We start from the raw sequence: 22248 nt of genomic DNA, 5'->3' as shown, positions 1-22248 counted from the left end.
ATTTAGTTTAGTTTTGAATAAATATTTTGTGCAGATGCAGCTACCTGATCTTAAAAAAATACATATTAATCCAAAATATATCCGCATTGCCGCCATTGTGCTTGCTTCACTTTTTGTATTGCTGGGCATAGGTGGCTACGTTGCCTACTCCAAGCGCGAAGTACTGCTGCAAAAGGCTATAGCCAAAGCAAAAGATAAAGCCCGCAGTAAGTACAATTTAGACCTGCAGATAGGCTCGGCACACTTTACCGGACTTAGCACCGTGGCATTCAGCGATATTACCGTTGTGCCCGAGCATCGCGACAGCCTGTTAAGCATCAAACAGTTCCAGGTAAGTGTTAAACTGTTCCCGCTCATTTTCGGCAACGTTAAGCTGGCTGATGTGGAAATGGAACAGGCGCATTTAAACCTTACCGATATTAAGCATGTGCGCAATTTCGACTTCCTTTTTAAGAAGAAGCGCGATAGCACTATAAAGACCCGGGTTGACCTTGCAGAACTGTCAAGCAACCTGATTAACCAGGTGCTGTACAAGATCCCCGACAACCTTAAGGTGAACAACTTTTTGGTATCGTTTAAAAGCGACAGCAACAGCTTTACCGCGCTGGCACAAACCGCGCTTATAAAAGACGGGCACCTTACCTCAACCATCAATATCAACAACGGGTTGGCGTTATGGCACTTTGACGGCCGGATGCACCCCTCTGATAAAGACATTGATATAAAACTTTATGCCGATGGCAAAAAGGTGGAGATCCCCTTTGTTGAAAAACGATACCACCTTAAAGCGAGCTTTGATACCGCCAGCGTACGCCTTAGCAAAGTGGAGCACAGCAGCGGCGAAACCCGTATTTTTGGCTATTGGGGGGTGCGAAACCTGCTTATTAACCATCCCGGCCTGTCAAGCAATGACATTGTGATCCCCGACGGCGGCATTGATGCCAACCTGTTTGTGGGCCAAAACTATCTGTCGCTGGATAGCTCGTCAACCATCCACCTCAAAAAGATCACAGCGCATCCTTACCTTAAATACACCCTTAACCCGGTAAAAATTTATGAGCTGAAACTGAATACCGGCTGGCAAAATGCGCAGGACATTTTTGATTCGTTCCCTACCGGGATGTTTGAGTCGCTGGAGGGTATCCAGGTAACGGGCAAGCTGAATTACAACCTGAATATCTTTTTAAATACCGCCCATCCTGATGATGTGCAGTTTGATTCGCGGCTGGATAAGCAGGCCTTTAACATTGTAAAATACGGTAAGACCGACTTAAGCCGGCTAAACAAGGTGTTTGTTTACACCCCCTACGAAAAAGGCAAGCCGATGGGGCCGCACATTATCGGGCCCGAAAATTCGTACTATACCCCGCTCGACCAGATCTCGCCCAACCTGCGCAACGCGGTTATGACCGCCGAGGACCCGTCCTTTTATACTAACCATGGTTTTGTGGAAGAATCGATCCGTAAATCACTGGCGACAGACTTTAAGGATAAGAAGTTTAAACGCGGCGGCAGCACCATATCCATGCAGCTGGTGAAGAACACTTTTTTAAGCCGCGAAAAAACCCTTGCCCGCAAAATTGAAGAGATCCTGATTGTATGGATGATTGAGAACAACCGCATCATGAGCAAAAACCGCATGCTGGAGGTTTATTTTAATATTATTGAATGGGGCCGCAATGTTTATGGCATTGGCGAGGCATCCAGGTATTACTTTGGAAAATCACCATCGGAGTTAACCGTAGGAGAGAGCATTTATTTAGCCAGCATTGTTCCGCACCCTAAAACAGGCTTGTATTCCTTTATGCCCGATGGCTCGCTCAGGCCCGGCCTGGCAGGCTACTTTAACCTGATAGGCAACCTGATGGCAGGACATGGCAAACTGCAGCGCGACAGCAGCAATTACGGCTTTTACGACGTGAGGCTTAAAGAAAGCCTGCGCCGCGAAGTTGCACCCGTTAGCACCACAGTAGCCGACAGCCTGATGAAGCAAAACGACGATGACGAAGCAGCACCGGTTGTACTGGTGGAGCCCGAGGTAAAGAAACCCTCGTTTTTACAGCGCCTGTTTGGCAAAAAGGATACCACCACCAAAAAAGAAGAAGCAAAGCAGCAGGATGCAAAGGCAAAGCTGAAAGCGGACATTGAAAAGCTGAAAGAAGAAGAAAAACGGAAGGAAGACCTGATAGATACCGCCGGGAAAACCCGGAAAGAGATCCGCCAGGAAAAGAAACGGCTCCGGAACGAAGAAAAAGAGGCAGAGAAAGCCCTGAAGGCGCTGGTGAAAGACTAGCGCCCTTATTAGCTACACCCCCGAAGACGATTTCCGGATAAACAGCTTTGATTTAAGCACATGCACCTTTTTGGTAATAGGCTGACCCTTGCTTTCCAATTCATCAAACAGCAGGGTAGCGGCTTTAATGCCCATTTCGTAGGCCGGCTGGGTAATGGTTGAAAGTGGCGGACAAAGCAGCGGGGCAATCCCCAGGCTGGAGAAACTGATCACTTTCAGGTCGCGGGGGATGTTGAGGTTTATATCGTTACACACATAGTAGGTAGCAAAGGCCAAACGCTCCACCGAACTGAAGATCCCGTCGGGCTTGATGTCTTCCAGCACCTTCTTAATAATCACAAAGTTTTCCTTTTCATCGTTACTGCAATCAATCACCAGCTCATCCACAAATGAGATGTTGTGCTTTTGCAGCGCATCAACATACCCCTGCATCCGCACCTTACCAATAGAGATGCTTTTGTTTACCACCAGGTAGGCTATCTTTTTGCAGCCCGTTTCAATCAGGTGTTCGGTAGCGGCAAAGCTGCTGTCATAGTCATTGGTGGTAACTTTGGCGGCATCAATATCTTCATAAACACGGTCAAAAAACACTACGGGGATATTCTTTTGTTCCAGCTTGCGCAGGTAGTTGTGGTCGTTAGCCTCGCCGGAAACCGACATGATAATGCCATCCACCTTGCCGTTGTTCAGGTAGCTTACAAAAGACACCTCTTTTTCAAAAACATCGTCCGTGCGGTACAGCAGGATGTAGAAACCCTTTTTACGGGCCACTTCCTCAATGCCGTTAATGGCCTGCGAAAAAAATTCGTTGGTAATTTCGGGGATAATCACGGCCAGTGTGCGGCTCTTTTTATCGCGCAGGTTACTGGCGTAATGGTTGGGCAAAAAGTTATGCTCGCGGGCATACGCCAGGATCTTCTCCTTTGTGTCCTTATTAATATCAGAATTGCCGTTAAATGCCCTGGAAATAGTAGAGGTTGATATGTTAAGCTCCTTTGCCAGTATCTTGATATTAATATTATCCATTTTATTCCTGAGTTGTTTTCTTTTGCCTTTCAAATGTAATAAAAGCAATCAATTGCGCTATAAAAAGCAATTTAATATTTGACTGTAAAATACGTCATTGTTTTGTTAAATCCTTAAAAACAGGCACTTAAAAACACAAAGAGGCATATATGGCATACCCTTTGCATAATTGCTAATAACTGCATAGTAACGCAGCATGGTTATGGCAAAGAAGATCTTAATAGTTGATAATAATATGTTAATGATAGAGGTGATGACCTATATCCTTATCAATAGCGGCTACGAGGTGTTTGCAGCATGCAGCGGCAGCGAAATATTTGAGCAGATTAAAGCGGAACACCCCGATTTGATTATCCTGGATGCGCGGTTGCCCGACATAACCGGCCCCGAGATCTGCCAGCTTATTAAACTGAACAAAACCACCGCCATGCTGCCCGTTATTATGTGCTCAGGCGATGAAGCCGCTAACGCCGGTCTGCACAAACAGGGGGCTCCCGACGACTTACTGATCAAACCCTTTGACATTAAGAGCCTGCTGCAAAAGGTAGCATACCAGCTGGCCGCCTGACCTGATTCCTTCAGTAACAAATAGCTGGTTTGTGTGAAGAGATAATAATGTGTTTCTGCTTAAGCTTTATCCAACATTGCATGGTGGCTACCTAAACGCGGACCACAAGGGTGGACCCTTGCGGGAGCGGGGGTGTCACCCTGAGCCTGTCGAAGGGCGACGTGCACAGTGGCCTGTCCGTGTGCTAAGCATGGTGCAGCGGCCTTTGCCCGCGTAGTGGTTCGACAAGCTCACCATGACAGGGCCCCTCTTGTAATTTACCCTTCATAATTTCGCGAAATTTTATAACTCAGGATGACAAAGGGTTAATTTATCATATTTTGATTCTTCCGAACACCAACAATGGCGCATTACCGGATATTGGTGAAACATACTGATTAACAACTATTTACGCAATTTTAATCCTGCATAAATAGTTAATATGCTGATTATCATGATTTTTTACAGCATTCCGGGTGTTCCGCGTGTAAAATGGAACGCTTTACGGGCATGAGGAGCGCTTAATCCCGGTTTTCGCAAGATTTATTAAATAATAATTAGTGAAACACGCTGATTATCAGGCCATTCAATTATGCAAAATTGTTAAATAGTTAATAATCAACGTGTTTCACTTTGTTCCACCCGTTCCGTTGTGCAAAGTGGAACGCTTTGCCGGATGCCGAAGGAAGACAAAAGAGGCCCTTTACCTGCTCAGCCCGCGCGCCGAGCCGAGGCCAATCATATAGTTTACCGCTGCAATTAAATTACCTGATTTGGTTACCACGTTATCAAAGTTTTTGCCATAGGTAAATGATATGTTCTGGTTTTTGGCCAGCTTGTAGTTCAGTGAGAAATCGTACTTATCTGTGCGTGACGGGGTTGCTATCATATTGCTTTTCAGGGTAGCGTCACTGTAAAAAGGCAGCCGGGTAATGTATTCGGCAGACAGGGTTAGCTTGTCCGTAAAGTCTTTATACACGCGCAGACCCAGGTCAAGGTCGCCAATGTCAATGTCCTTTACCACCAGGTTCAGGTCGTTACGGTAAAAGCGGTTAAAGTTAGCGGCATAACGTACCAAAAACATGGCGTTGTTGCCGTTTTGCCATTCGTACCCAAAGGTAAGCCAGGTAGCAAATTTCGAGAGGTAGCTGCGGTTAAACGAGCTGTCGGGGAAATCTATAACCGTACCCGCCGCCCAGTCCATGGTAAACCCGTACCGCCTGAAAGCGGTTTGTGAAGAAAGCTGGGCCAGTTTAGCCAGCCATACCTTGTTTTTTGAAGTGGTAGTATCCTGTGCCAACACTCTTACCTTTACATCCAGCGCATCATTCATGGCCTGCACCGCTTTTAATATCGCCGCAGCCTTATCCGGGTCGGTAGTTTTATATTGCACGTATAGCTTTAATAAGGGGTCAATAGCCGCCTGGTTAGCCGCAGTGAGGCTATCCCTGATGTGTCCGTAAAACGTACCGTACTCCGCCAGGTATTTACTGGCCTCTTTATCCCATTTGGTAAACTCGTAACCAACTTTTCCCCGCAGGATGGAAAACTTAACAGAAATACCAATCTGCCTGAATTCAGCAGAATCCTTCACTGACCTTGCGGTGGTTGATCCCAGCGAAAAAACCAATGTTTGCTTAATGTTATTGCCGATGTTCTTGTTGTCAATAAACTGCTCAAACGTGCTTTTGCCGCCAAAAACCCAAAAGGGTGACATTTCCAGTGCATAGCTTTTAGGAACTGTTGAAAGGCCATTACTGGCGTTACCTACCGAAAAGGCAAAATCTGTAGGGTTTTTGGGGCGTTCAATGTCATTAGGCGAAATCCCAAGCAAATTAAACGCCGGTGATGATGGCGCCCGAAGCTGATCGAAATTTACCACGGTATCTTTTTGTTGAGCAAATAGCCGACTGCTCCCTGCAATCAGCAGGATGCAGAAAAATAAAGTTTTAATTTTCATTGCGGTAGGTTTAAACCATAAAATAGGTCATAAAATGCGGCACCGCGCTAATACCCGGTGGAAATTGCAACTTGTCGGCGTCAATTTGCTGTGGCCCTGCGCCATCTAATGTAAAATCTACTTCCGTATTATTTGAAGGTGTTACTTTTAACGAAGTGGTAGTAACTGTTACCGTATTGCCCTTAAGGCCGTTGTTGGTTCCAACAATGTGGCTGGCAAAATTATTGTCGATGGTAGCCACCACTAAGTGGTTTACCATAATTACCGTATTTATACGGTGGCCCTGTACTTCCTGTACAGAGAGCATAACCGGGTTGGTTGTGCCGTCGGTGGTAATAATTTGTGTAGGCATCAGGTACTAATTTTGTAAAAGGTTTGGTATCAATAACTAAAGTTACTAAAAACCAATCTATTTCAAAATATTCCTGAAAATATTAACCGGTTCGGTATTGCATAAAAAAGCCCCCGGGGTTACCGGGAGCTTTCAAAAAATTCTTAAACGCTATTGCTTACAGGTATTTTGTAATATCAGCAGATAATGGTGTAGTTGCCGAGCGGAAGCGGTGGATCAGTTTACCATTTTCGTCGATCAGGAATTTCTCGAAGTTCCATTTGATCTCGCCTGTAAAATCGGGGTTTGGCGCCTCTGTTAAGTATTTAAACAAAGGGTCGATGTCATCGCCTTTTACGCTAACTTTTTCGCTAAGCGGGAAGGTAACTCCGTAGTTTTTTTCGCAGAATGATTTGATCTCAGTATTTGCACCGGGCTCCTGCTGGCCAAAGTTATTGGCCGGAAAACCTACCACAACCAGCTTATCTTTGTACTGATCGGCCAGTTTCTGTAATTCTTTGTACTGTGGGGTAAAGCCGCATTTTGAAGCGGTATTAACTACCAGCACCTTTTTACCTTTGTATTTGGCCAGGGAAAAAGCCTCGCCATCAATAGTTTTCAGTTTAAAATCATAAACTGATTTTGCAGCCGGCAAAAATGTTAGGGCTAAAATTAGAGCAAGTATTTTCATGGTATTAAAAAATTGGTTTTAGTGTATTTTAATATACTGTTATTTCTATTGGTGAGTTGCCTTAAAGGCTCTTTTGTATTTCTGAATGGCGGGACACCTATTAACGGTAGCAAAACATCTTGCTTGCTTAAGCCTCCGCACCAAATCACAAAAAGTAAATTTAGCTAATAAAGCTGCGCTTATTCAAATAGAAATCCTCTTTTAATGTCATTTTTTTCTTTTCGGGGATGGATTTGTCGGTATAACCCAGCAGGTGCAGGGCGCCGTGTATAATAACGCGGTGCAGCTCGTCGGCTTCGGAATGGCTGTATTTTACTGCGTTTTCGCGGATGCGGTCAATAGAAATAAAAATATCGCCAACTATGGTGCCGGCGATCTCCGAGTTATCAAAAGTTATAATATCGGTGTAAGTGTCATGGTCAAGATACTGCTGGTTAATCTGCAGCAGGTAACTGTCTGAACAAAACACGTAGGTAAGTTCCTTTAATTTGTATCCTTCGGCGTGAATGGTTTCGGTAATCCAGCCGCGCACGGCTGTTTTGTTTTTTAATTTATAAGTGATGTCTTCTTCAAAAAACTGTATTGCCGGCATTATATCTTAAAGTGAAGTTCAACCTCGTTACCGCTGGTGTTAAATATGCATTGGTCTGCCAGGTGTTTAATAATAAACACGCCGCGCCCGGTAAGGCTCTCCAAGTTTTCGGGAGCAGTAGGGTCAGGCAGCTGGCTGTAATTAAAGCCCTGTCCCTGGTCAGTAACCGTCCAGATAATGCGTTTGCCTTCTACGTCGGCATTCACAATTACTTTTTTACTTTCATCAAGCTTATTGCCGTGCACAATCGCATTGTTGGCCGCCTCGCTAAGACATGTCATCATGTTAGCAAAGGTATCTTCACTTATTTTGTGTTTATCGGCAATTTCTTCTATCAAATTTTCCAGCAGCGTTATGCTTTCCATTTTTGAAGGAAGCTGTAAAGTGTACAGTTCGTTTGCTTGAACATTTGATTGGTCCATGTCATTTAGCGTTGAGTAGATCAAAGTATGATTTTATTTTTAATTTATAATAAAAATTAAGTTCAGGCGGAACGGTCCGTACCTGTTCTATTTGTTTTTCTTTGGTTTGCTGGTATTCCTGCAATGCTTTTATATATCCCGGAGGAACATCTTTACCCGCTTTGCTTTCGCGTTGCTGATCCTGTTCCCGCTCCTGTTCAGCCTTTTCAGCCTCCAGTAACCTGGTTTGAATTTGCTGCTGCCTTTTAATGGCATCCTCCGTAATTCTCCTGTTTACGAGATCGCGCTCCGTTTGTTCCATTTCTTTCGAAATTTTATCCAAATTTCCCAAACCGCCCGTGCCGCCCTTATTATCCTCGCGGTTTATCTGCTGTAACGCCTCTCTTATCTCCTGTTGCTGACGCGCTAATTTAGCTAATTGTTCGCTTATTTTCCCATTGCTGCCCCCTGAACTTTTTCCCTGGTTCCCCTGCTGCTGCATCTGCTCCCGGGCTTTTTGCATGTTTTGGTTCAGCTGCTGCTGCATCTTAGCCAGTTGCGATACCGATTGCTTTTTTCCCTTGCCTTTACCGCTGCCGCCTTTTTTCTTCATGTTCTGCAGCTGGTCAAGCGCCTCGCTTAATAAAAGCGCCAGGTTATTCATGCTGGTCATGGCATATTGCTGGTTGCGCAGGGCTTCGGGAGTGCGCCGGTCGCCCAGGTTTTCGAGCGCGCCATCAATATGGGTATTAATGCTCTCCACCTCTGTGTTCACTGTGCTCTGAATCTGCGGCACCTTCCTGCTCAGTGCATACAAGCTGTCTTCGGCCGTTTTCAGGTTATCCTTTATACTTTTCTGACTTTGCGCCAGTTGGATATAATTAGGATCAGATGGATTGGTGTTCTTTAACGTCTGCATCACTTTTTCCTGCGCGAATGAACTATTAACGAGATTTTTTAATAATTCGCGTAATTGTTGCGCATTAATTGCATTTTCACTTTCTTCTCCCTCCGATTCTTTCTGCTGCATCTTATCTGCCAGCTGCTTCATTTCTTTTGCCGCCTGTTTTTGTGATTGTGCTGCCTTTTTCGAATCGTTCTTTTTAAGCGCATCGCTGCTTTTCTCCATTTGCTGCTCAATGCTTTGCTCTTCCTTCTGCGGGTCGTCAAACGGTTGCTTGTGCTCCGCCTGCTCATTGGTTTTTTTCAGGTCGCCTAATGCTTTTTTAATGTCCTGAAAATTGTTATTCAATTTTTGTTGCTCTTTCTGTAATCCCTCCTGATCTGCATTAGGTTGTTTTGCCTGTTCCGACAGTTTGTCCTGTTCTCCCGATAATTTATTCAACTCATCAACCTGCTGATTCAGTTTTTGTTCAAATTCCAATTTTTTATATAGCTCCAGCATCCTGTCCAGTTCTCTCTTCAGCGATTTGTTGTCGCCCTGCATCTTTTGCAGCTCGTCGCGGGCACCTTCCTTTTGTTCCTGCTCCATCATTTCCTGCAGGCGCTGCAGCATCTCCTGCATTTTAGGGTCAAGCACGCTGTTCAGCAGCTGCTCCATCTGCTTTTGCTTGTCAGCAAGGTCTTTGTCCTGCTTCTGGTTTTCCTGCCGGTTATACAAGTTCTTTTTATTATCGGCCTGCACTTCCTTCACCAGGTCTTCCAGGTCCTTCCGTTTTTGCAGCAGGTCCTGGATCTGTTTTTTCTCATCAAACGAAAGCGTGTTTCTATTTAGCAGCAGCTGGTTGAGTTTCTGCGCATCCTTTTCAATTTGCCCGGCCAGCTTAATAGCCGATTCCATTTTTTGTTTAACCACCTGTGTCCCGGCATTCAGCTGCTCGTTCAGTTCCTTTGCATCAGGCACATTCAGCGTCCGCTCTGCCGACCGCACTTTCTTTGGCCCGGTTACTGCGTCGTTATCTGCAACTTCAAAGTAATAAGTCACCTGGTCGCCGGGTTTTATGCCGGGATCTTTTAGGTTCCAGTAATAAAAAAAGTCTGCCTGTGATGCGCCAAGATCTGCCTTAACCTGTTTGGTGTAACTTTTTAACCCCGCCTTATCCCCGGGTGCCCCCACCGAATAATGAAAAGTAAGTTCTGAAAAGCCATGATCATCCTGGATGCGCCCGTTAAAATAAAGCGTTTTCGTGCTCACCGAGTCCTGCTTCTCCTCCACCAGTATGGAAGGCATTTCATCAGCAATTATATTAACGCGGTAACTTGCAGAATCGATGCGGTTAACTTCTTTATTGACGGGTATTATTTTATAGCTGCTGTTTTTTACAATCCGCTCCCTATACTCAAAAACATCGGGATTGGCGGGTGTTAGCCTGCCGCCTGCTCCATTCATGTTAAATACCAGTGCCGAAGCATTTTGGGTATGCAGTGTCCAGGTAACTATGGTGCCTGCCGGTATGGTAAGGTCGCCCGCATTTTTTAACGTTTCATTTTTTTTATGCAGATAGGCCGGGTAATTCAATGCCACGTCAAAATGCAGCAGTGCCGGACGCAGGTTTACTTTTATTTCGTATGGTGCCGAGGTAAAGCCGTTTGCCGTGAGCCTGAAGCTGGTATTTTGCTGTAAATTGGTAAACAGGTAATGAAATTTGCTGATGTTTTCCTTATCCAGCTTAAAGGAAGTTCCGGCGGTTTCCACGTACACATCAGCGGGCAGCTTATCGCCATCCAGTTTAAGGTCAAGCTGTAAATCCTCACCCTGTACCACCGAAAGGCTTTTGTTTTGCAGCACAAAGTTAAACGGGGCCACGGGCACAAAATATTCGTTATGCCGGATGAGTCTTTTGGTGCTTTCCGTTAATACAGATGGTGCTGCAAAAGCGATGACGCAGATTAACCCTGCGGGAAAAAGCACCCATTTAAGGTATTTGCTGTTCTCCTTCAGGTTTATTGCCGACGGAAAGCTAACGGGTTTTAGGGTTTCTATCTTTTGATTGATGCTCGCTTCAATAAGCGCGCGGTGTTGCACATCTTCGCCGGCTTGCTTTTTTAACTGCAGGGTATTCAGCAACTTGTCGTGCACATCGTTAAAATGCTTGCCGATGATTGCGGCGGCTTCGTCATGCGTTAATGATTTACCTACCTTTAGCCAGGCCAGCAGCGACGGCACAATCAGCCAGGCGATAAGCCCAACATTAAGCACTATAAAAAGGTAAAAAAGCAGTGTGCGAAAAAGAATATTAAAGTTGCCAAAATATTCGCTAAGGGTAATCACTACGTAGGCCGAGAACAAACCCGCACCCAAAAAAATGATCCCCCGTAGTAAATTATTGAAATAGTACTTCCTGATAAAGATGTTGATCTTTTCAATTAAAAGCTCATAATTATCGGTAGTGTTCATATTTCTATGCTATCTGCAAGGCTATTTAACGCAAAAAACCTAAAATATCATACACGGGGAAATTAGGAAAAAAATCCGTGATTTAACCCTTCCATTTTTCACCGCGTTTTAGTAGCTCCCTGCATCATGTCGCTTTGCAAAGGGTTTCACAAATAAAAGATCAACTAAAATGCCAAGAGCAATCCCCGATGCGTAGCAAAGTAAATCGCTCCACAAAAAAGTTTCTCCCAAAACCAGCCGACCAAAAAGGGTGTGGCGCAAATTATCTATCCAGGGGGCCTTATACAACTGGCTAAACTCTATCGCGAAGCAAAACAGCAGGCTTACAACAATAGCGAAGTTTAATGTTTTATGGGTAAACAGCATCCGCAGGATAAAATAAACCATAGTGGCCCACAATATGTCTCCGATAAACACAGGAACTACTTTAAACTCCCGGGATAGCAGCCCGGAGATAATAGCTATGCTAATGAGTATAATATAAAGCAGTTTCCCTTTCATCATGCTAATTTTAGCAAAATATATCACAACAAAAAAGGCACCCATACCTGAGTGCCTTTTAAAATTTTATTTCAACCTCCCTTTAGGAGTAAGGTATTATACTGTTTCAGCTTCTAAAGCCATTTGCTCATCAACCAGGATCCGTCCGCAATGTTCGCAAACGATGATCTTTTTACGCTGGCGGATATCGCTTTGGCGCTGAGGCGGAATCTGGTTAAAGCATCCTGAGCATGAGTCGCGCTGAATGGTTACCACTGCAAGGCCATTCTTTGCATTCTGGCGCAGGCGGTTGTAAGCAATTAATAAACGCTCTTCAATGTTTACAGTAGCTTTATCAGCAAGAGCAGTAAGCTCATTTTCCTCTTTCTGCGTTTCTGCAGTAATGGTGCCTAACTCATCCTTTTTGGCTTCAAGATCGCTCTTGCGTGCCTCAAGGTCAGAAAGTGCTTTTTCGTAGATAGCGGTTTTTGAGGCTATTTCAAACCCATATTCCCTTATCTTTTTTTCACTTACCTGTATGTCTAAACCCTGGATCTCAATTTCTTTCGAAATTGCCTCATACTCGCGGTTGTTTTTAACCTCGTTAAGCTGGGTTTCGTATTTTTTGATATTAGCCTGTGCTTCCTTTATCAGGTTTTTGCGGGTAACTATATCATCTTCCAAATCATCCAGCTCAGCTTTTATCTTTTGTATACGGGTTTCAAGACCAGCAACATCATCTTCAAGGTCAGCAACCTCCATAGGTAATTCACCTCTTACCTGGCGAATTTTATCAATTTTGGTGTGGATGGTTTGTAGTTCGTATAAAGCTTTAAGCTTTTGTTCTACGGTTTGTTCCATTAAATAAAATATTTGACGGGGTTTGTATTTACTTCTGTTAAACGGACGGCAAAGTTAGTAAATTTTTTTGTAATAATTTCATACAATAATTGCTGCGTAAATTGCTCACTTTCAAAATGTCCGATGTCTGCAATCAGCAGCTTTCCTTCGGCATCAAAAAACTCGTGATATTTGTAATCCGCGGTTATAAAAACATCGGCCCCGGCGGCTATGGCATGCTTTAACAAAAAGCCGCCGGCACCCCCGCAAACCGCTACCTTTTTAACGTGCCTGCCGGTGTACGCAGTATGCCTTATTACATGGCAATGCATTTTTTCTTTTATGTGGTACAGGAACGCCTCTTCGTCCGCTGCAGTTTCCAGATCCCCAATCATTCCAGACCCAACCTGTTGGCTTTGGTTGGTTAAATTATACAGATCGTATGCTACTTCTTCATAAGGATGTGCCAGCACCAGCGCCATCAGGACCTTGCTTTCCAATATGGCCGGGTACACCATTTCCATGCGCACTTCACTTTCCAGGTGGCGTTTGCCCGCTTCGCCTACGTAAGGGTTTGCGTGTTCGTTGGCTTTAAAGGTACCATCGCCACCAGCATTAAAGCTTACTTCGCTATAGTTACCAATGTTACCTGCTCCGGCGTTGAACAGGGCATTGCGTACGTCATCTGCATGGCTGTGCGGAACGTAGGTAACCAGTTTTTTAATTATATTGTGTTTAGGGGCCAGGATGCGGCAATTTTTTAGTCCCAGAGTCTGGCAGATCTTGGCGTTAACCCCTTCCATCATGTTATCCAGGTTGGTATGAATAGCATAAATGGCAATATTGTTACGGATGGCTTTTTCAACCACACGCTCTACATAGGTTTTCCCGTTAAATTTTTTCAGTCCGCGGAAAACGATAGGGTGGTGCGACACGATCAGCTGGCAATTGGTAGCAATGGCTTCGTCAACTATTGCCTCCGTACAATCTAACGAGATCAGCGCCTGGTAGATGTCCGCATCCGGGTTGCCAACTATCAGGCCTGAATTATCATACTCCTCCTGGTAGGCCAGTGGGGCCAGGCTTTCGAGGTAAGTGCTAAGCTGGGATAATTTCATATTTGGTACTAATTTCATCAATTGATTCGAATTTCACGAATTGAACTGACGAACGCACAAAAAAAGATCAAAACGGCAGGTAATATTTTCTTTGGCTTTCCCGGGAAGCTAAACTCCCCGCCAATGCTTACGGCCGTTTTAATCTTTAATAAAACCGTCCTTTTTTATTGCTAACTCCTCATTTTCGCCATCTGGTAGCTTTCATAAGCCATTTTCCTGTTAAAATCATTTGCCAGCGTTTTGTTGTTAATCAGGTCAACTATGGTGCCTATCAAACAAAAGCCACCGGTAAACAGGTATAAAAGGCCCATGCCTATCTGCCCCACAACAAACCGCTGCACTCCGGCAACTACTACAAACCCCAAAAGTGTAAATAGCAGCAAATCCTGCGGATTTTTCCTTTTGCTGGTGTAAATCATATAAAAATACTTTTTCTGCTCTTCGTTAAGGTCTGCAGTGCCTTGTTGTAAGAAACCCATTTCTTCGGGAGTTATTCCCGGGAATGCCAAATGGGGGTTTTGATACATGTCCATCGTCGTAATTTTTAGGTGCTCGTTTTTAAATGTGATATAAAACTAAGGTAGAATTAAAATTTTGCCTACACAAAGTTGGCTAATTGAATAAACGCATCGGTGGACGTGGTAAATATGGCGGTGAATACAGTAGTATTTGGTAGCATATATTTTGTCGATTGCCGCGGGTTTTCACCAGCTTTAAAAGGTGATTATTTCTTTTTTTTTGGTTTTTATTCTCACCAGGAATTAAATATCAGCAATTTTTATTGTTTTAATATTAATATAATAATTAATAAACAATATTAATTGCTTAAATATTTATTTTTAGATAATTATTAACCAACAGATTAATTAAAATCTATGAAAATTTTTAACAAATTAAAGTATCCTGTACTGGCTGTGGCTTTTGCCGGATTGTTTTTAGCAAGCTGTAAAAAAGACAACGGTTATTCAGGAACCAGCCAGGCAGCTATTGAAAAGGGAAACATCAAATCCGCATTTAGTGCTGTTGTGGTTTCCGAAGATTTTGAGGTAGGTGCAACCAGCCCAAAAACAGCTTATGACGTTTCGCCCACAGGTTCCTCAAGTGGTGATAATGTTACCCTGCATGGCAATTCATGGAACATGTACGACGCGCTTATAGGCAATTTAAGCGGCGACCTTAAAAATGGTTCGTGGGCCGGCCGCATCCGCAATACCGGAAAAATAACCATGCTGTTTGATGTTGCTACCGGCATCAGTACCGTAACCATTAAGCACGGTACTTACGGCACCGACGGCAGCAGTACCTGGGGCCTGTGGTACTCCACCAATGGCGGCAGCAGCTGGACCCAAACCGGAGGCAGCATAACTTCCAGCACAACCCTGCAAACGCAAAGCTTTACCATCAATGTTTCAGGCAACGCCCGCCTGGAGATCCGCAAACTAACCGGCGGCACCAACAGGGTAGATATTGACGACATTACCATAAATGACAATACTACCGGCGGTGGTGGTGGCGGCGGAACTGTGCTCACCGGCAAAAAATTCCTTTTCGATGCAACTAAATATGAAAATGCAGGCAGTGCTGATTGGCAAATTGATGCCGATGGCACCGAAAATGTTCCCCTTTACACCGGTGGCACTACCGTTGAAACAAAAGCACAACGCATCCCAACCCCTTCATATACCGGCATTACTGCGTCAACTCCTGAAACTTACTGGAAAGGTGCAGCATCTGCATGGGCCGTTTCCCTGGTTAAAGATGGCGAACTTGTTGAAAGCCTGCCCGTTGGTACAGCTATTACTTACGGCAATACAAGCAATCCGCAGGATTTAAGTAATTACGATGTATATGTAGTTATCGAGCCCAATCGTTTATTTACCGCGGCCGAAAAAACTGCTATTATGAATTTTGTTGCTAACGGTGGCGGCTTAATGATGGTTGCCGACCATACCGCAGCTACCACAGCCGGTACCGATGCCAATGGTTATAACCCATCAGACCGTGACGGCGATGGTTATGATTCGCCAAGGGTTTGGAACGATCTGATGACCAACAACGGGATCAACAACAATAAGCCATTCGGTTTTAATGTTGATTATGTTGATATCAGCGACCAGCCTACCACCAATGTTTATACCGGAACTAATGCCAATGCACAAAAAGTACTAAATGGTGCTGCTGGGACAGCTTCAAAGCTGGCTTTCTATAATGGTACCACCGCTACTTTATACCCTGCTCAAAATTCAACTGTACAGGGCCTATTTTGGCGCACCACCAGTACCAATGGCGGTACAACCGGTGTTATGGCTTTACTGGCTACCTACGGCACAGGTCGTGTTGTGTTTATCGGTGATAGTTCTGATGCTGATGACGGTACTGGTGATACCGGAGACAGCTTGTTTAACGGCTGGTCTGGTGATGCGCCCTCAGGCTATACATCACACCCGGCTTTCCATTTAAATGCTTCCCTGTGGCTGGCTAAAGCCCAATAACTACAGTAATACCAGGTCCGTTACAGCAGCCAGGTTATCTAGAAAATAACCTGGCTGCTTTTTTTAATGCGTTAGTTAACGGTAATCTATGTTGATAAGTATCTTTACCTATAGTTGTTATTATTAAAACCCAGCGCAACCTGTCATCATAATATCCGCCGAAGGCGGGAAAATTTTTTTTATTTTTAGGGTTGATATTTACAATCCTAACCTTGCCGAAATTTCCAGCATTCTTTCAATAGGTTTTACAGCTTTTGCAATAATATCCTGTGGTACGGTAACTTCCGGATATCCGTTTTTAAGGCATAAATACAATTTTTCCAGGGTATTCCGTTTCATGTGCGGGCAGTCGTTACAGGCGCAGTTATTGTTTGGCGGCGCCGGGATAAATGTTTTATCCGGGTTTTCCTTCTGCATCTGGTGTAAAATACCGGCTTCAGTAGCTACTATAAATTCGCTTCCGGGGTTCTTTGAGGCATATTTTAAAATCCCTGTTGTTGAGCCAATATAATCAGCCATTTGCAATATAACATCCTCGCATTCAGGATGTGCAAGCAGCTTAGCTCCGGGGTACCTTTCTTTCAAACGGATTATTTTCTCTCTCGAAAAGATCTCATGTACCATACATGCGCCGTTCCATAAAACTAAATCCCTGCCTGTCTTTTTGGCTACATAAGCCCCCAGGTTTTTATCCGGACCGAAAATGATCTTTTGATCTTTCGGCAGGCTTTCCACAATTTGCACCGCGTTGCTCGAGGTACAAACAATATCGCTCATCGCTTTCAACTCGGCAGTGCAGTTTACGTAAGTAATCACCAGGTGATCAGGATACTTTTCCTTAAACTTTTTAAACAAATGCGGAGGGCAGCTGTCGGCAAGTGAGCAGCCGGCCTTTACGTCGGGCAGTAAAACTTTTTTTGTTGGTGAAAGGATCTTTGCTGTTTCGGCCATAAAATGAACCCCGGCAAAAACAATAACATCGGCATCCGTTTTTGCAGCTTGTTGCGATAATCCCAAACTATCGCCAATATAATCGGCAATATCCTGGATATCGGGTTCCTGGTAATAATGGGCAAGGATAACAGCATTTTTTTCCTTTTTTAACTTTTCAATTTCATCGAAAAGATCAAGGGACGGGTCTATCTCTTCGTCCACAAAACCTTTCACATTTATTTCTTCGAAGGTATCCATTTCAACAATTCAATTAATAACAATTACTTTTTATATATAAATAAAACTATTGTTATTGGTGTGTTAGTTATGTTTAAAACTACTTTAAAAAAGGGTAATAAAAGTTTTTTTTAATAATTTATTAACAATTAATGTACTCTTTTAAAGATCTATTTATTTGATTTTTAGATTTCTATGACAATCAAATTAAAATGTCAAAAGTTATATGTTAATACTTTATTGCTTTGTAAAATGTTAGCTTTGGCACTTACAAGGCTCATAAGTCAGTTAAAATTTGTTTTAATTTATGGCAAAAGTAAGGGTTATCCACTAATCAATTACTTATTAGGTTTTTGCTTACACAAAATTAACATCTTTTACCCCGCTTATTAACATCGTATATAATTTTACACCTAGCATATATAAAACATGACCAGAACTGTTGATTTCCTGGTAGTAGGATCAGGCATTGCAGGATTAAGTTTTGCCCTTAAGGCAGCCAAACACGGTAAGGTTCTGATAGTTACCAAATCAAACGAAGACGAATCAAACACGAAGTATGCCCAGGGCGGTGTTGCAGTGGTTGTTGATAAAAAGGAAGATTCGTTCGAAAAACATATAGAAGACACGCTAATAGCCGGAGATGGCCTTTGTGACCGGGAGGTAGTTGAAGCGGTAGTAACTGAAGGTCCTGACAGGATCAATGAAATTATTGGTTACGGAGCCAACTTTGATAAAACAAAGGAAGGAATGTATGACCTCGCTAAAGAAGGCGGGCATTCAGAGTTCCGGGTAATGCATTATAAGGATATAACCGGTTATGAAATTGAAAGGTCATTACTGGAGCAGATCCATAATGAACCTAATATTGAAATTTTAACCCATTATTTTGCGGTTGATCTGATCACTCAACACCATTTGGGTGTTTTTGTGGATAAGTCCACTACCGATATTAAGTGTTACGGGATTTATGCATTCAATAACCAAACAAAGAATGTTGAAAAGATCCTGTCAAAAATAACCGTTATGGCTTCTGGCGGTGCCGGTCATATTTATTCTATAACTACTAATCCTACTATTGCTACCGGTGATGGTGTTGCAATGGTTTATCGTGCTAAAGGAAAGGTAAGGAATATGGAGTTTATCCAGTTTCACCCTACAGCTTTATATAATCCGGGTGAATATCCGTCATTTCTTATTTCTGAGGCTGTACGTGGCATGGGTGGCGTTTTAAAACGCACCAACGGCGAGGAATTTATGCAGGAATATGATGAGCGTAAATCTTTAGCTCCGAGGGATATTGTTGCCAGGGCCATTGATGCGGAAATTAAAAAGTCTGGTGAGGATTTTGTTTATTTAGATATTCGCCACCGAAGTAAAAAAGATATTCTGGCACATTTTCCAAATATCTACGCCAAGTGTTTAGAGATTGGAATAGACATGACCAAGGATATGATCCCGGTGGCGCCTGCCTGTCATTATATGTGCGGTGGCGTAATGGTTGATCATGTGGGAAGATCTTCGCTGATGCGTCTTTATGCCTGCGGCGAATGCTCATCTACCGGTTTGCATGGTGCTAACCGGTTAGCATCTAATTCATTGCTGGAAGCACTGGTTTTTGCGCACCGGATTTATGAAGATGCGATCAGCCAGATAAATGATGTAACTATCCCTGAAAATATCCCGGATTGGGATGAGAAAGGTGTGCAGCTCTCTAACGAAGATATCCTGGTTACCCATAATGTTCGCGAAATGCAAAAGCTGATGAACGATTATGTTGGTATTGTACGTTCTGATTTCAGGCTTGACCGGGCCATGCGCCGGTTAGGTTTACTGCACGAAGAAACAGAAGATTTTTATAAAAAGACAAAACTGTCTGTAAAACTTTGTGAACTACGGAACCTGATCCAGGTTTCGTACCTGGTAGTAAAATCAGCTATGGTGCGTAAAGAGAGCAGGGGCTTACATTATACTACTGACTACCCTAAACATGCAGAGAAGTTGCATGATACGGTGTTTTAATTTTTAACTGGTATGGTATTTTTTGATTTATTTAGAAAAACTGAGAAAGAAGAAGAAAAATCATATTTAACTACTGATGAAGGTGTTGAAATGATAGAATCGACTGGAGATAACTTTGAATTTCTGATAAAGGGTGATATTGACATACCAAATGAAAAGTTTGATAAAATAATGGTTCCGATATCGTTAATATGTCGCAAGGTTGAAAAAGATAACTGGATTTACTACCAAATAGGTAATGATGAATTTAGCTATTCGTTTGAACCTCCTGGAATTCAGATGACCTTTAATAAAGAAATTACTTTTAATAAAGCTAAGCAAATAGCGGATGAAGTGTTGAATAATATTAGATCAACAGGACAAGAGGCAGAGTTGGTTATATTAAGCAGCGGTAATATTTATAAGTTCTAAATAATATAAGAGCGGAAAACGGGATTCGAACCCGCGGCCTTCAGTTTGGGAAACTGATGCTCTACCAGCTGAGCTATTTCCGCATGTTAACAAAAACATAACACATCAAACATAAATAAAATTTGTTATCAAATAAACAGCAATTACCAATTCACTAACTCAGTAATTTAAATAGTAAGATCCATGCCAGTAATACTGCCAGTAAATAATATAAGTCCGTCGTGGGGTAAAGATTGTTTTATAGCTCCAAATGCAACCATTGTCGGCGATGTAGAAATGGGGGATAATTGCTCGGTTTGGTTTAATGCCGTGATCAGGGGCGACGTGCACTACATAAAAATTGGGAACAATACCAATATCCAGGATGGTGCTGTTATTCATGCCACTTACCAATATGCCCCTACAAATATTGGTAATAATGTATCTATCGGCCATAACGCACTTGTACATGGCTGCTCGCTTAAAGACCATGTTTTAATTGGCATGGGCGCTATAGTGATGGATCATTGTATTGTTGAAGAATATGTAATTATAGCTGCGGGCTCCGTTGTGCTTGAGAAAACAATTTGCGAATCAGGATTTATATATGCGGGCACCCCGGCAAAAAAGATCAAACCCATTACACATGAGCAGCGCGAATTGCTGGACCGGCTGCCAAATAACTATATCATGTACTCCGGCTGGTTTAAAGTTTAGGATATCAGATAACCCTGTTAACTAATAAAATGTACTTTGCAGTATTTAGTTAACAGGGTTCAGTACCATTTTATTAAGGTGTTATTTGTTCCTTAGGCACATTTACCGGCGTAACCTGTTCCCAGTTGGCGCGCAATGTTATGGGCGTATCGTCCACCCAGATATTTTCAGGCTGAATTTTCTTTTTAACATTTCCGCTGTCCCATTTGCCATTATTGTTGGTATCGTAAATCACCCTTACATAATATTTGCCGGTAAGGTAATTTTTGTAGGCTAGCGACGTATTTTTACGGATAGGACGGCTGTCCAGTAAATCCTTCTGTTCATTCAATAATTCAACCACGTATGATTTTCCGGTGTCGGGAAACGTTACGGCCAGTGTTAAAAGGCTGTAATTTTCGGCTTTATCAATGGTGAACTTTTTGGGGACCTTTTTATTTTTATCGCCATAAATATCTGTTACAGCTCCGTTTTCCAGGGTAAGGGTATAATTATGCCCCTGTTTCCAGCGGTATTTTAAAACCAAGTATTTGGCGTTTGCACTATCCTTTTGAATGGTAAAGTTGCTCACTTCGGCTGAATCATCTTTTAAAGTGATGGATGATGGCTCAAAGTTTTCAATCGGGTATTGTCCCTTTATAATAAGGTCTGTCCCGGGCTTTAAACGGCCATCACCTGTAACGTTATAAGTAAATCCAAAAAACCTTGTAAACGGCTCTTTTCGGCCTTTATGCCTGGCAATGGTATCCATTGGTTTATTGTTATCAAATATGGCTACCCTGATAGAATCAAAATCCATGTTTTTGATATACAGTAAAGCCGTATCGCGTGTTTTACTGATATCTACAGTTTTATATTTATCAAAGTCTGGCGGATAGATAATTTTGAGGGAAGGGTTGTCCAGCTTTTTATTGAACAGAAAAGTCATTTTTCCATCGCCGTCAAAACTGTTGATCACCCGGAATTTGGTCGGCGTTTGTTTAAACAGGTTCAGTTGAATGTCTGAACTGTCTTTGGTAAGATGAATTACTTTTTTGCTGAAAGCAATAAGCTCATTATCGTTATCGTATATTTTGTTAGGGCTTGTTTCTTTCAAAGCGTAGATACGATAATCATCCGGGTGCAGGTTGTTCAAAGTAAATCTGCCGGCACTATCAGTAGTAGCATATATTGTTGGTTTCTTTTTTCCAAAAAGCAGGGAATCCTGTTTAAGGGTAAAAAGCATAACCGTTGCGTCTTTTTCTTTCAGCTGGGTTTGGGTATTAGTTACGCTACCCGAAAGGCTCAAAGAATCGATATGTTCACCGGTGGAAAAAACGTAAGTGAAATTTTTTAAAATGTTCGACTCATTTACGTCGGCAATAGCTTTACCGAAATTTATTACATAAGTGGTGTTTTTTTCAAGTGTGTCTTTGAGTGTTATTTCAATGCTCTTTTGTTTCACTTTGTATTCCGGCAATTTTGTCGGGGTAGGGCTTATGCTTATTTCACTATAAATATTATTTAGTTTAAAATACTCGTCAAAATCCAGCTTAATAGTTTTGGCATTAAAATGCCGGGTCATATTTGCTGGGGTAGCCTTCAACAATTTTGGCGGATCATGATCACGCGGGCCACCCTGGGGTAACTGGCGACTGGCGCAGCCTAAATTGAGTAAAATGACACCAAAAATGATTGAAAGCGATCCAAAAAAAGTGGCCTTTTTATTTAACATTGTTTTTAAACGCTATAAACGATTTTTATATTTTTATGATACAGGATATTAAAAATTAAAAATAGTGGCTCTAATGTAAAATTATTATAAATAATTGATTATTAGC

The 22248-nt window shown here is 42.7% G+C and carries 19 protein-coding genes and 1 tRNA gene; 6 read left to right on the top strand and 14 right to left on the bottom strand.

What is annotated here, in order from left to right; all coding sequences use genetic code 11:
- Window positions 1-13 precede the first annotated feature (13 nt).
- Complete coding sequence (locus MuYL_RS01875) at window positions 14-2293, top strand: biosynthetic peptidoglycan transglycosylase (protein ID WP_245845737.1); 2280 nt, start codon at window positions 14-16, stop codon at window positions 2291-2293.
- A gap of 12 nt (window positions 2294-2305) precedes the next feature.
- Here the strand turns inward: MuYL_RS01875 and MuYL_RS01870 are convergent, their stop codons facing one another.
- The gene (locus MuYL_RS01870) at window positions 2306-3319 is read right to left on the bottom strand and encodes a LacI family DNA-binding transcriptional regulator (RefSeq protein WP_094568910.1); all 1014 of its coding nucleotides are present in this window, start codon (window positions 3317-3319) and stop codon (window positions 2306-2308) included.
- Between the two features lie 202 nt (window positions 3320-3521).
- Between MuYL_RS01870 and MuYL_RS01865 the strand changes: the two genes are divergently transcribed.
- The gene (locus MuYL_RS01865; RefSeq protein ID WP_157740536.1) at window positions 3522-3887 is read left to right on the top strand and encodes a response regulator; all 366 of its coding nucleotides are present in this window, start codon (window positions 3522-3524) and stop codon (window positions 3885-3887) included.
- Window positions 3888-4569: 682 nt separating this feature from the next.
- On the opposite strand, the gene MuYL_RS01860 is transcribed toward MuYL_RS01865, so the two are convergent.
- The 10 genes from MuYL_RS01860 to MuYL_RS01815 all read right to left on the bottom strand — a co-directional run bounded on the left by MuYL_RS01860 (window position 4570) and on the right by MuYL_RS01815 (window position 14170).
- Window positions 4570-5826, bottom strand: coding sequence for a hypothetical protein (locus MuYL_RS01860; RefSeq protein ID WP_094568908.1), 1257 nt, complete (start codon window positions 5824-5826; stop codon window positions 4570-4572).
- Window positions 5827-5836: 10 nt separating this feature from the next.
- The gene (locus MuYL_RS01855; RefSeq protein WP_094568907.1) at window positions 5837-6178 is read right to left on the bottom strand and encodes a hypothetical protein; all 342 of its coding nucleotides are present in this window, start codon (window positions 6176-6178) and stop codon (window positions 5837-5839) included.
- Between the two features lie 157 nt (window positions 6179-6335).
- Window positions 6336-6848 carry a glutathione peroxidase gene (locus MuYL_RS01850; protein ID WP_094568906.1) on the bottom strand — a complete coding sequence of 171 codons (513 nt, stop codon included), beginning with the start codon at window positions 6846-6848 and terminating at the stop codon, window positions 6336-6338.
- 160 nt (window positions 6849-7008) lie between these two features.
- Window positions 7009-7440: an rRNA maturation RNase YbeY gene (gene ybeY, locus MuYL_RS01845; RefSeq protein WP_094568905.1), complete on the bottom strand. Its 432-nt coding sequence runs from the start codon at window positions 7438-7440 to the stop codon at window positions 7009-7011.
- Window positions 7440-7862, bottom strand: a complete 423-nt coding sequence (locus tag MuYL_RS01840) for an ATP-binding protein (protein ID WP_094568904.1) — start codon at window positions 7860-7862, stop codon at window positions 7440-7442. Before MuYL_RS01840 ends, ybeY begins: the two co-directional genes overlap by 1 nt.
- Window position 7863: 1 nt before the next feature.
- Window positions 7864-11199, bottom strand: a complete 3336-nt coding sequence (locus MuYL_RS01835; protein WP_094568903.1) for a DUF4175 family protein — start codon at window positions 11197-11199, stop codon at window positions 7864-7866.
- 108 nt (window positions 11200-11307) lie between these two features.
- Entirely contained in the window at window positions 11308-11703 is a 396-nt protein-coding gene (locus tag MuYL_RS01830; protein ID WP_211710224.1) for a ribosomal maturation YjgA family protein, read from the bottom strand.
- A 93-nt stretch (window positions 11704-11796) separates the two neighbouring features.
- Window positions 11797-12540 (bottom strand): zinc ribbon domain-containing protein, encoded by a 744-nt coding sequence (locus MuYL_RS01825; RefSeq protein WP_094568902.1) that lies wholly within the window; start codon window positions 12538-12540, stop codon window positions 11797-11799.
- Window positions 12540-13637 (bottom strand): Nif3-like dinuclear metal center hexameric protein, encoded by a 1098-nt coding sequence (locus MuYL_RS01820; RefSeq protein WP_094568901.1) that lies wholly within the window; start codon window positions 13635-13637, stop codon window positions 12540-12542. Before MuYL_RS01820 ends, MuYL_RS01825 begins: the two co-directional genes overlap by 1 nt.
- A 170-nt stretch (window positions 13638-13807) precedes the next feature.
- Complete coding sequence (locus MuYL_RS01815; RefSeq protein WP_094568900.1) at window positions 13808-14170, bottom strand: TM2 domain-containing protein; 363 nt, start codon at window positions 14168-14170, stop codon at window positions 13808-13810.
- Window positions 14171-14512: 342 nt separating this feature from the next.
- Between MuYL_RS01815 and MuYL_RS01805 the strand changes: the two genes are divergently transcribed.
- Complete coding sequence (locus tag MuYL_RS01805; protein ID WP_094568898.1) at window positions 14513-16129, top strand: hydrolase; 1617 nt, start codon at window positions 14513-14515, stop codon at window positions 16127-16129.
- Window positions 16130-16327: 198 nt separating this feature from the next.
- On the opposite strand, the gene nadA is transcribed toward MuYL_RS01805, so the two are convergent.
- Window positions 16328-17320: a quinolinate synthase NadA gene (nadA, locus tag MuYL_RS01800; RefSeq protein WP_094568897.1), complete on the bottom strand. Its 993-nt coding sequence runs from the start codon at window positions 17318-17320 to the stop codon at window positions 16328-16330.
- A 408-nt stretch (window positions 17321-17728) separates the two neighbouring features.
- On the opposite strand from nadA, the gene nadB reads away from it, so the two are divergent.
- Window positions 17729-19321: an L-aspartate oxidase gene (gene nadB, locus MuYL_RS01790; RefSeq protein ID WP_094568895.1), complete on the top strand. Its 1593-nt coding sequence runs from the start codon at window positions 17729-17731 to the stop codon at window positions 19319-19321.
- Between the two features lie 12 nt (window positions 19322-19333).
- Window positions 19334-19732 (top strand): hypothetical protein, encoded by a 399-nt coding sequence (locus tag MuYL_RS01785; protein WP_094568894.1) that lies wholly within the window; start codon window positions 19334-19336, stop codon window positions 19730-19732.
- A 10-nt stretch (window positions 19733-19742) separates the two neighbouring features.
- Here the strand turns inward: MuYL_RS01785 and MuYL_RS01780 are convergent.
- Window positions 19743-19815, bottom strand: a tRNA-Gly gene (locus tag MuYL_RS01780).
- Between the two features lie 100 nt (window positions 19816-19915).
- Here MuYL_RS01780 and MuYL_RS01775 point away from each other — a divergent pair.
- Window positions 19916-20428, top strand: coding sequence for a gamma carbonic anhydrase family protein (locus MuYL_RS01775; protein ID WP_094568893.1), 513 nt, complete (start codon window positions 19916-19918; stop codon window positions 20426-20428).
- A 73-nt stretch (window positions 20429-20501) separates the two neighbouring features.
- On the opposite strand, the gene MuYL_RS01770 is transcribed toward MuYL_RS01775, so the two are convergent.
- The gene (locus tag MuYL_RS01770) at window positions 20502-22142 is read right to left on the bottom strand and encodes an Ig-like domain-containing protein (RefSeq protein WP_094568892.1); all 1641 of its coding nucleotides are present in this window, start codon (window positions 22140-22142) and stop codon (window positions 20502-20504) included.
- Between the last annotated feature and the right edge of the window lie 106 nt (window positions 22143-22248).

Origin of the sequence: Mucilaginibacter xinganensis (genome assembly GCF_002257585.1) — a bacterium.
GTDB classification, from domain to species: domain Bacteria; phylum Bacteroidota; class Bacteroidia; order Sphingobacteriales; family Sphingobacteriaceae; genus Mucilaginibacter; species Mucilaginibacter xinganensis.
Note: the sequence above shows the minus strand (reverse complement) of the source record. Positions and strands in the feature narration are given on the sequence as shown.

What these genes read in the sequence shown, in the direction of transcription:
- MuYL_RS01870 (WP_094568910.1), bottom strand. Translation starts at nt 3,319, where the DNA reads ATGGATAATATTAATATCAAGATACTGGCAAAGGAGCTTAACATATCA.
- MuYL_RS01865 (WP_157740536.1), top strand. Translation starts at nt 3,522, where the DNA reads ATGGCAAAGAAGATCTTAATAGTTGATAATAATATGTTAATGATAGAG.
- MuYL_RS01860 (WP_094568908.1), bottom strand. Translation starts at nt 5,826, where the DNA reads ATGAAAATTAAAACTTTATTTTTCTGCATCCTGCTGATTGCAGGGAGC.
- MuYL_RS01855 (WP_094568907.1), bottom strand. Translation starts at nt 6,178, where the DNA reads ATGCCTACACAAATTATTACCACCGACGGCACAACCAACCCGGTTATG.
- MuYL_RS01850 (WP_094568906.1), bottom strand. Translation starts at nt 6,848, where the DNA reads ATGAAAATACTTGCTCTAATTTTAGCCCTAACATTTTTGCCGGCTGCA.
- ybeY (WP_094568905.1), bottom strand. Translation starts at nt 7,440, where the DNA reads ATGCCGGCAATACAGTTTTTTGAAGAAGACATCACTTATAAATTAAAA.
- MuYL_RS01840 (WP_094568904.1), bottom strand. Translation starts at nt 7,862, where the DNA reads ATGGACCAATCAAATGTTCAAGCAAACGAACTGTACACTTTACAGCTT.
- MuYL_RS01835 (WP_094568903.1), bottom strand. Translation starts at nt 11,199, where the DNA reads ATGAACACTACCGATAATTATGAGCTTTTAATTGAAAAGATCAACATC.
- MuYL_RS01830 (WP_211710224.1), bottom strand. Translation starts at nt 11,703, where the DNA reads ATGATGAAAGGGAAACTGCTTTATATTATACTCATTAGCATAGCTATT.
- MuYL_RS01825 (WP_094568902.1), bottom strand. Translation starts at nt 12,540, where the DNA reads ATGGAACAAACCGTAGAACAAAAGCTTAAAGCTTTATACGAACTACAA.
- MuYL_RS01820 (WP_094568901.1), bottom strand. Translation starts at nt 13,637, where the DNA reads ATGAAATTATCCCAGCTTAGCACTTACCTCGAAAGCCTGGCCCCACTG.
- MuYL_RS01815 (WP_094568900.1), bottom strand. Translation starts at nt 14,170, where the DNA reads ATGGACATGTATCAAAACCCCCATTTGGCATTCCCGGGAATAACTCCC.
- MuYL_RS01805 (WP_094568898.1), top strand. Translation starts at nt 14,513, where the DNA reads ATGAAAATTTTTAACAAATTAAAGTATCCTGTACTGGCTGTGGCTTTT.
- nadA (WP_094568897.1), bottom strand. Translation starts at nt 17,320, where the DNA reads ATGGATACCTTCGAAGAAATAAATGTGAAAGGTTTTGTGGACGAAGAG.
- nadB (WP_094568895.1), top strand. Translation starts at nt 17,729, where the DNA reads ATGACCAGAACTGTTGATTTCCTGGTAGTAGGATCAGGCATTGCAGGA.
- MuYL_RS01785 (WP_094568894.1), top strand. Translation starts at nt 19,334, where the DNA reads ATGGTATTTTTTGATTTATTTAGAAAAACTGAGAAAGAAGAAGAAAAA.
- MuYL_RS01775 (WP_094568893.1), top strand. Translation starts at nt 19,916, where the DNA reads ATGCCAGTAATACTGCCAGTAAATAATATAAGTCCGTCGTGGGGTAAA.
- MuYL_RS01770 (WP_094568892.1), bottom strand. Translation starts at nt 22,142, where the DNA reads ATGTTAAATAAAAAGGCCACTTTTTTTGGATCGCTTTCAATCATTTTT.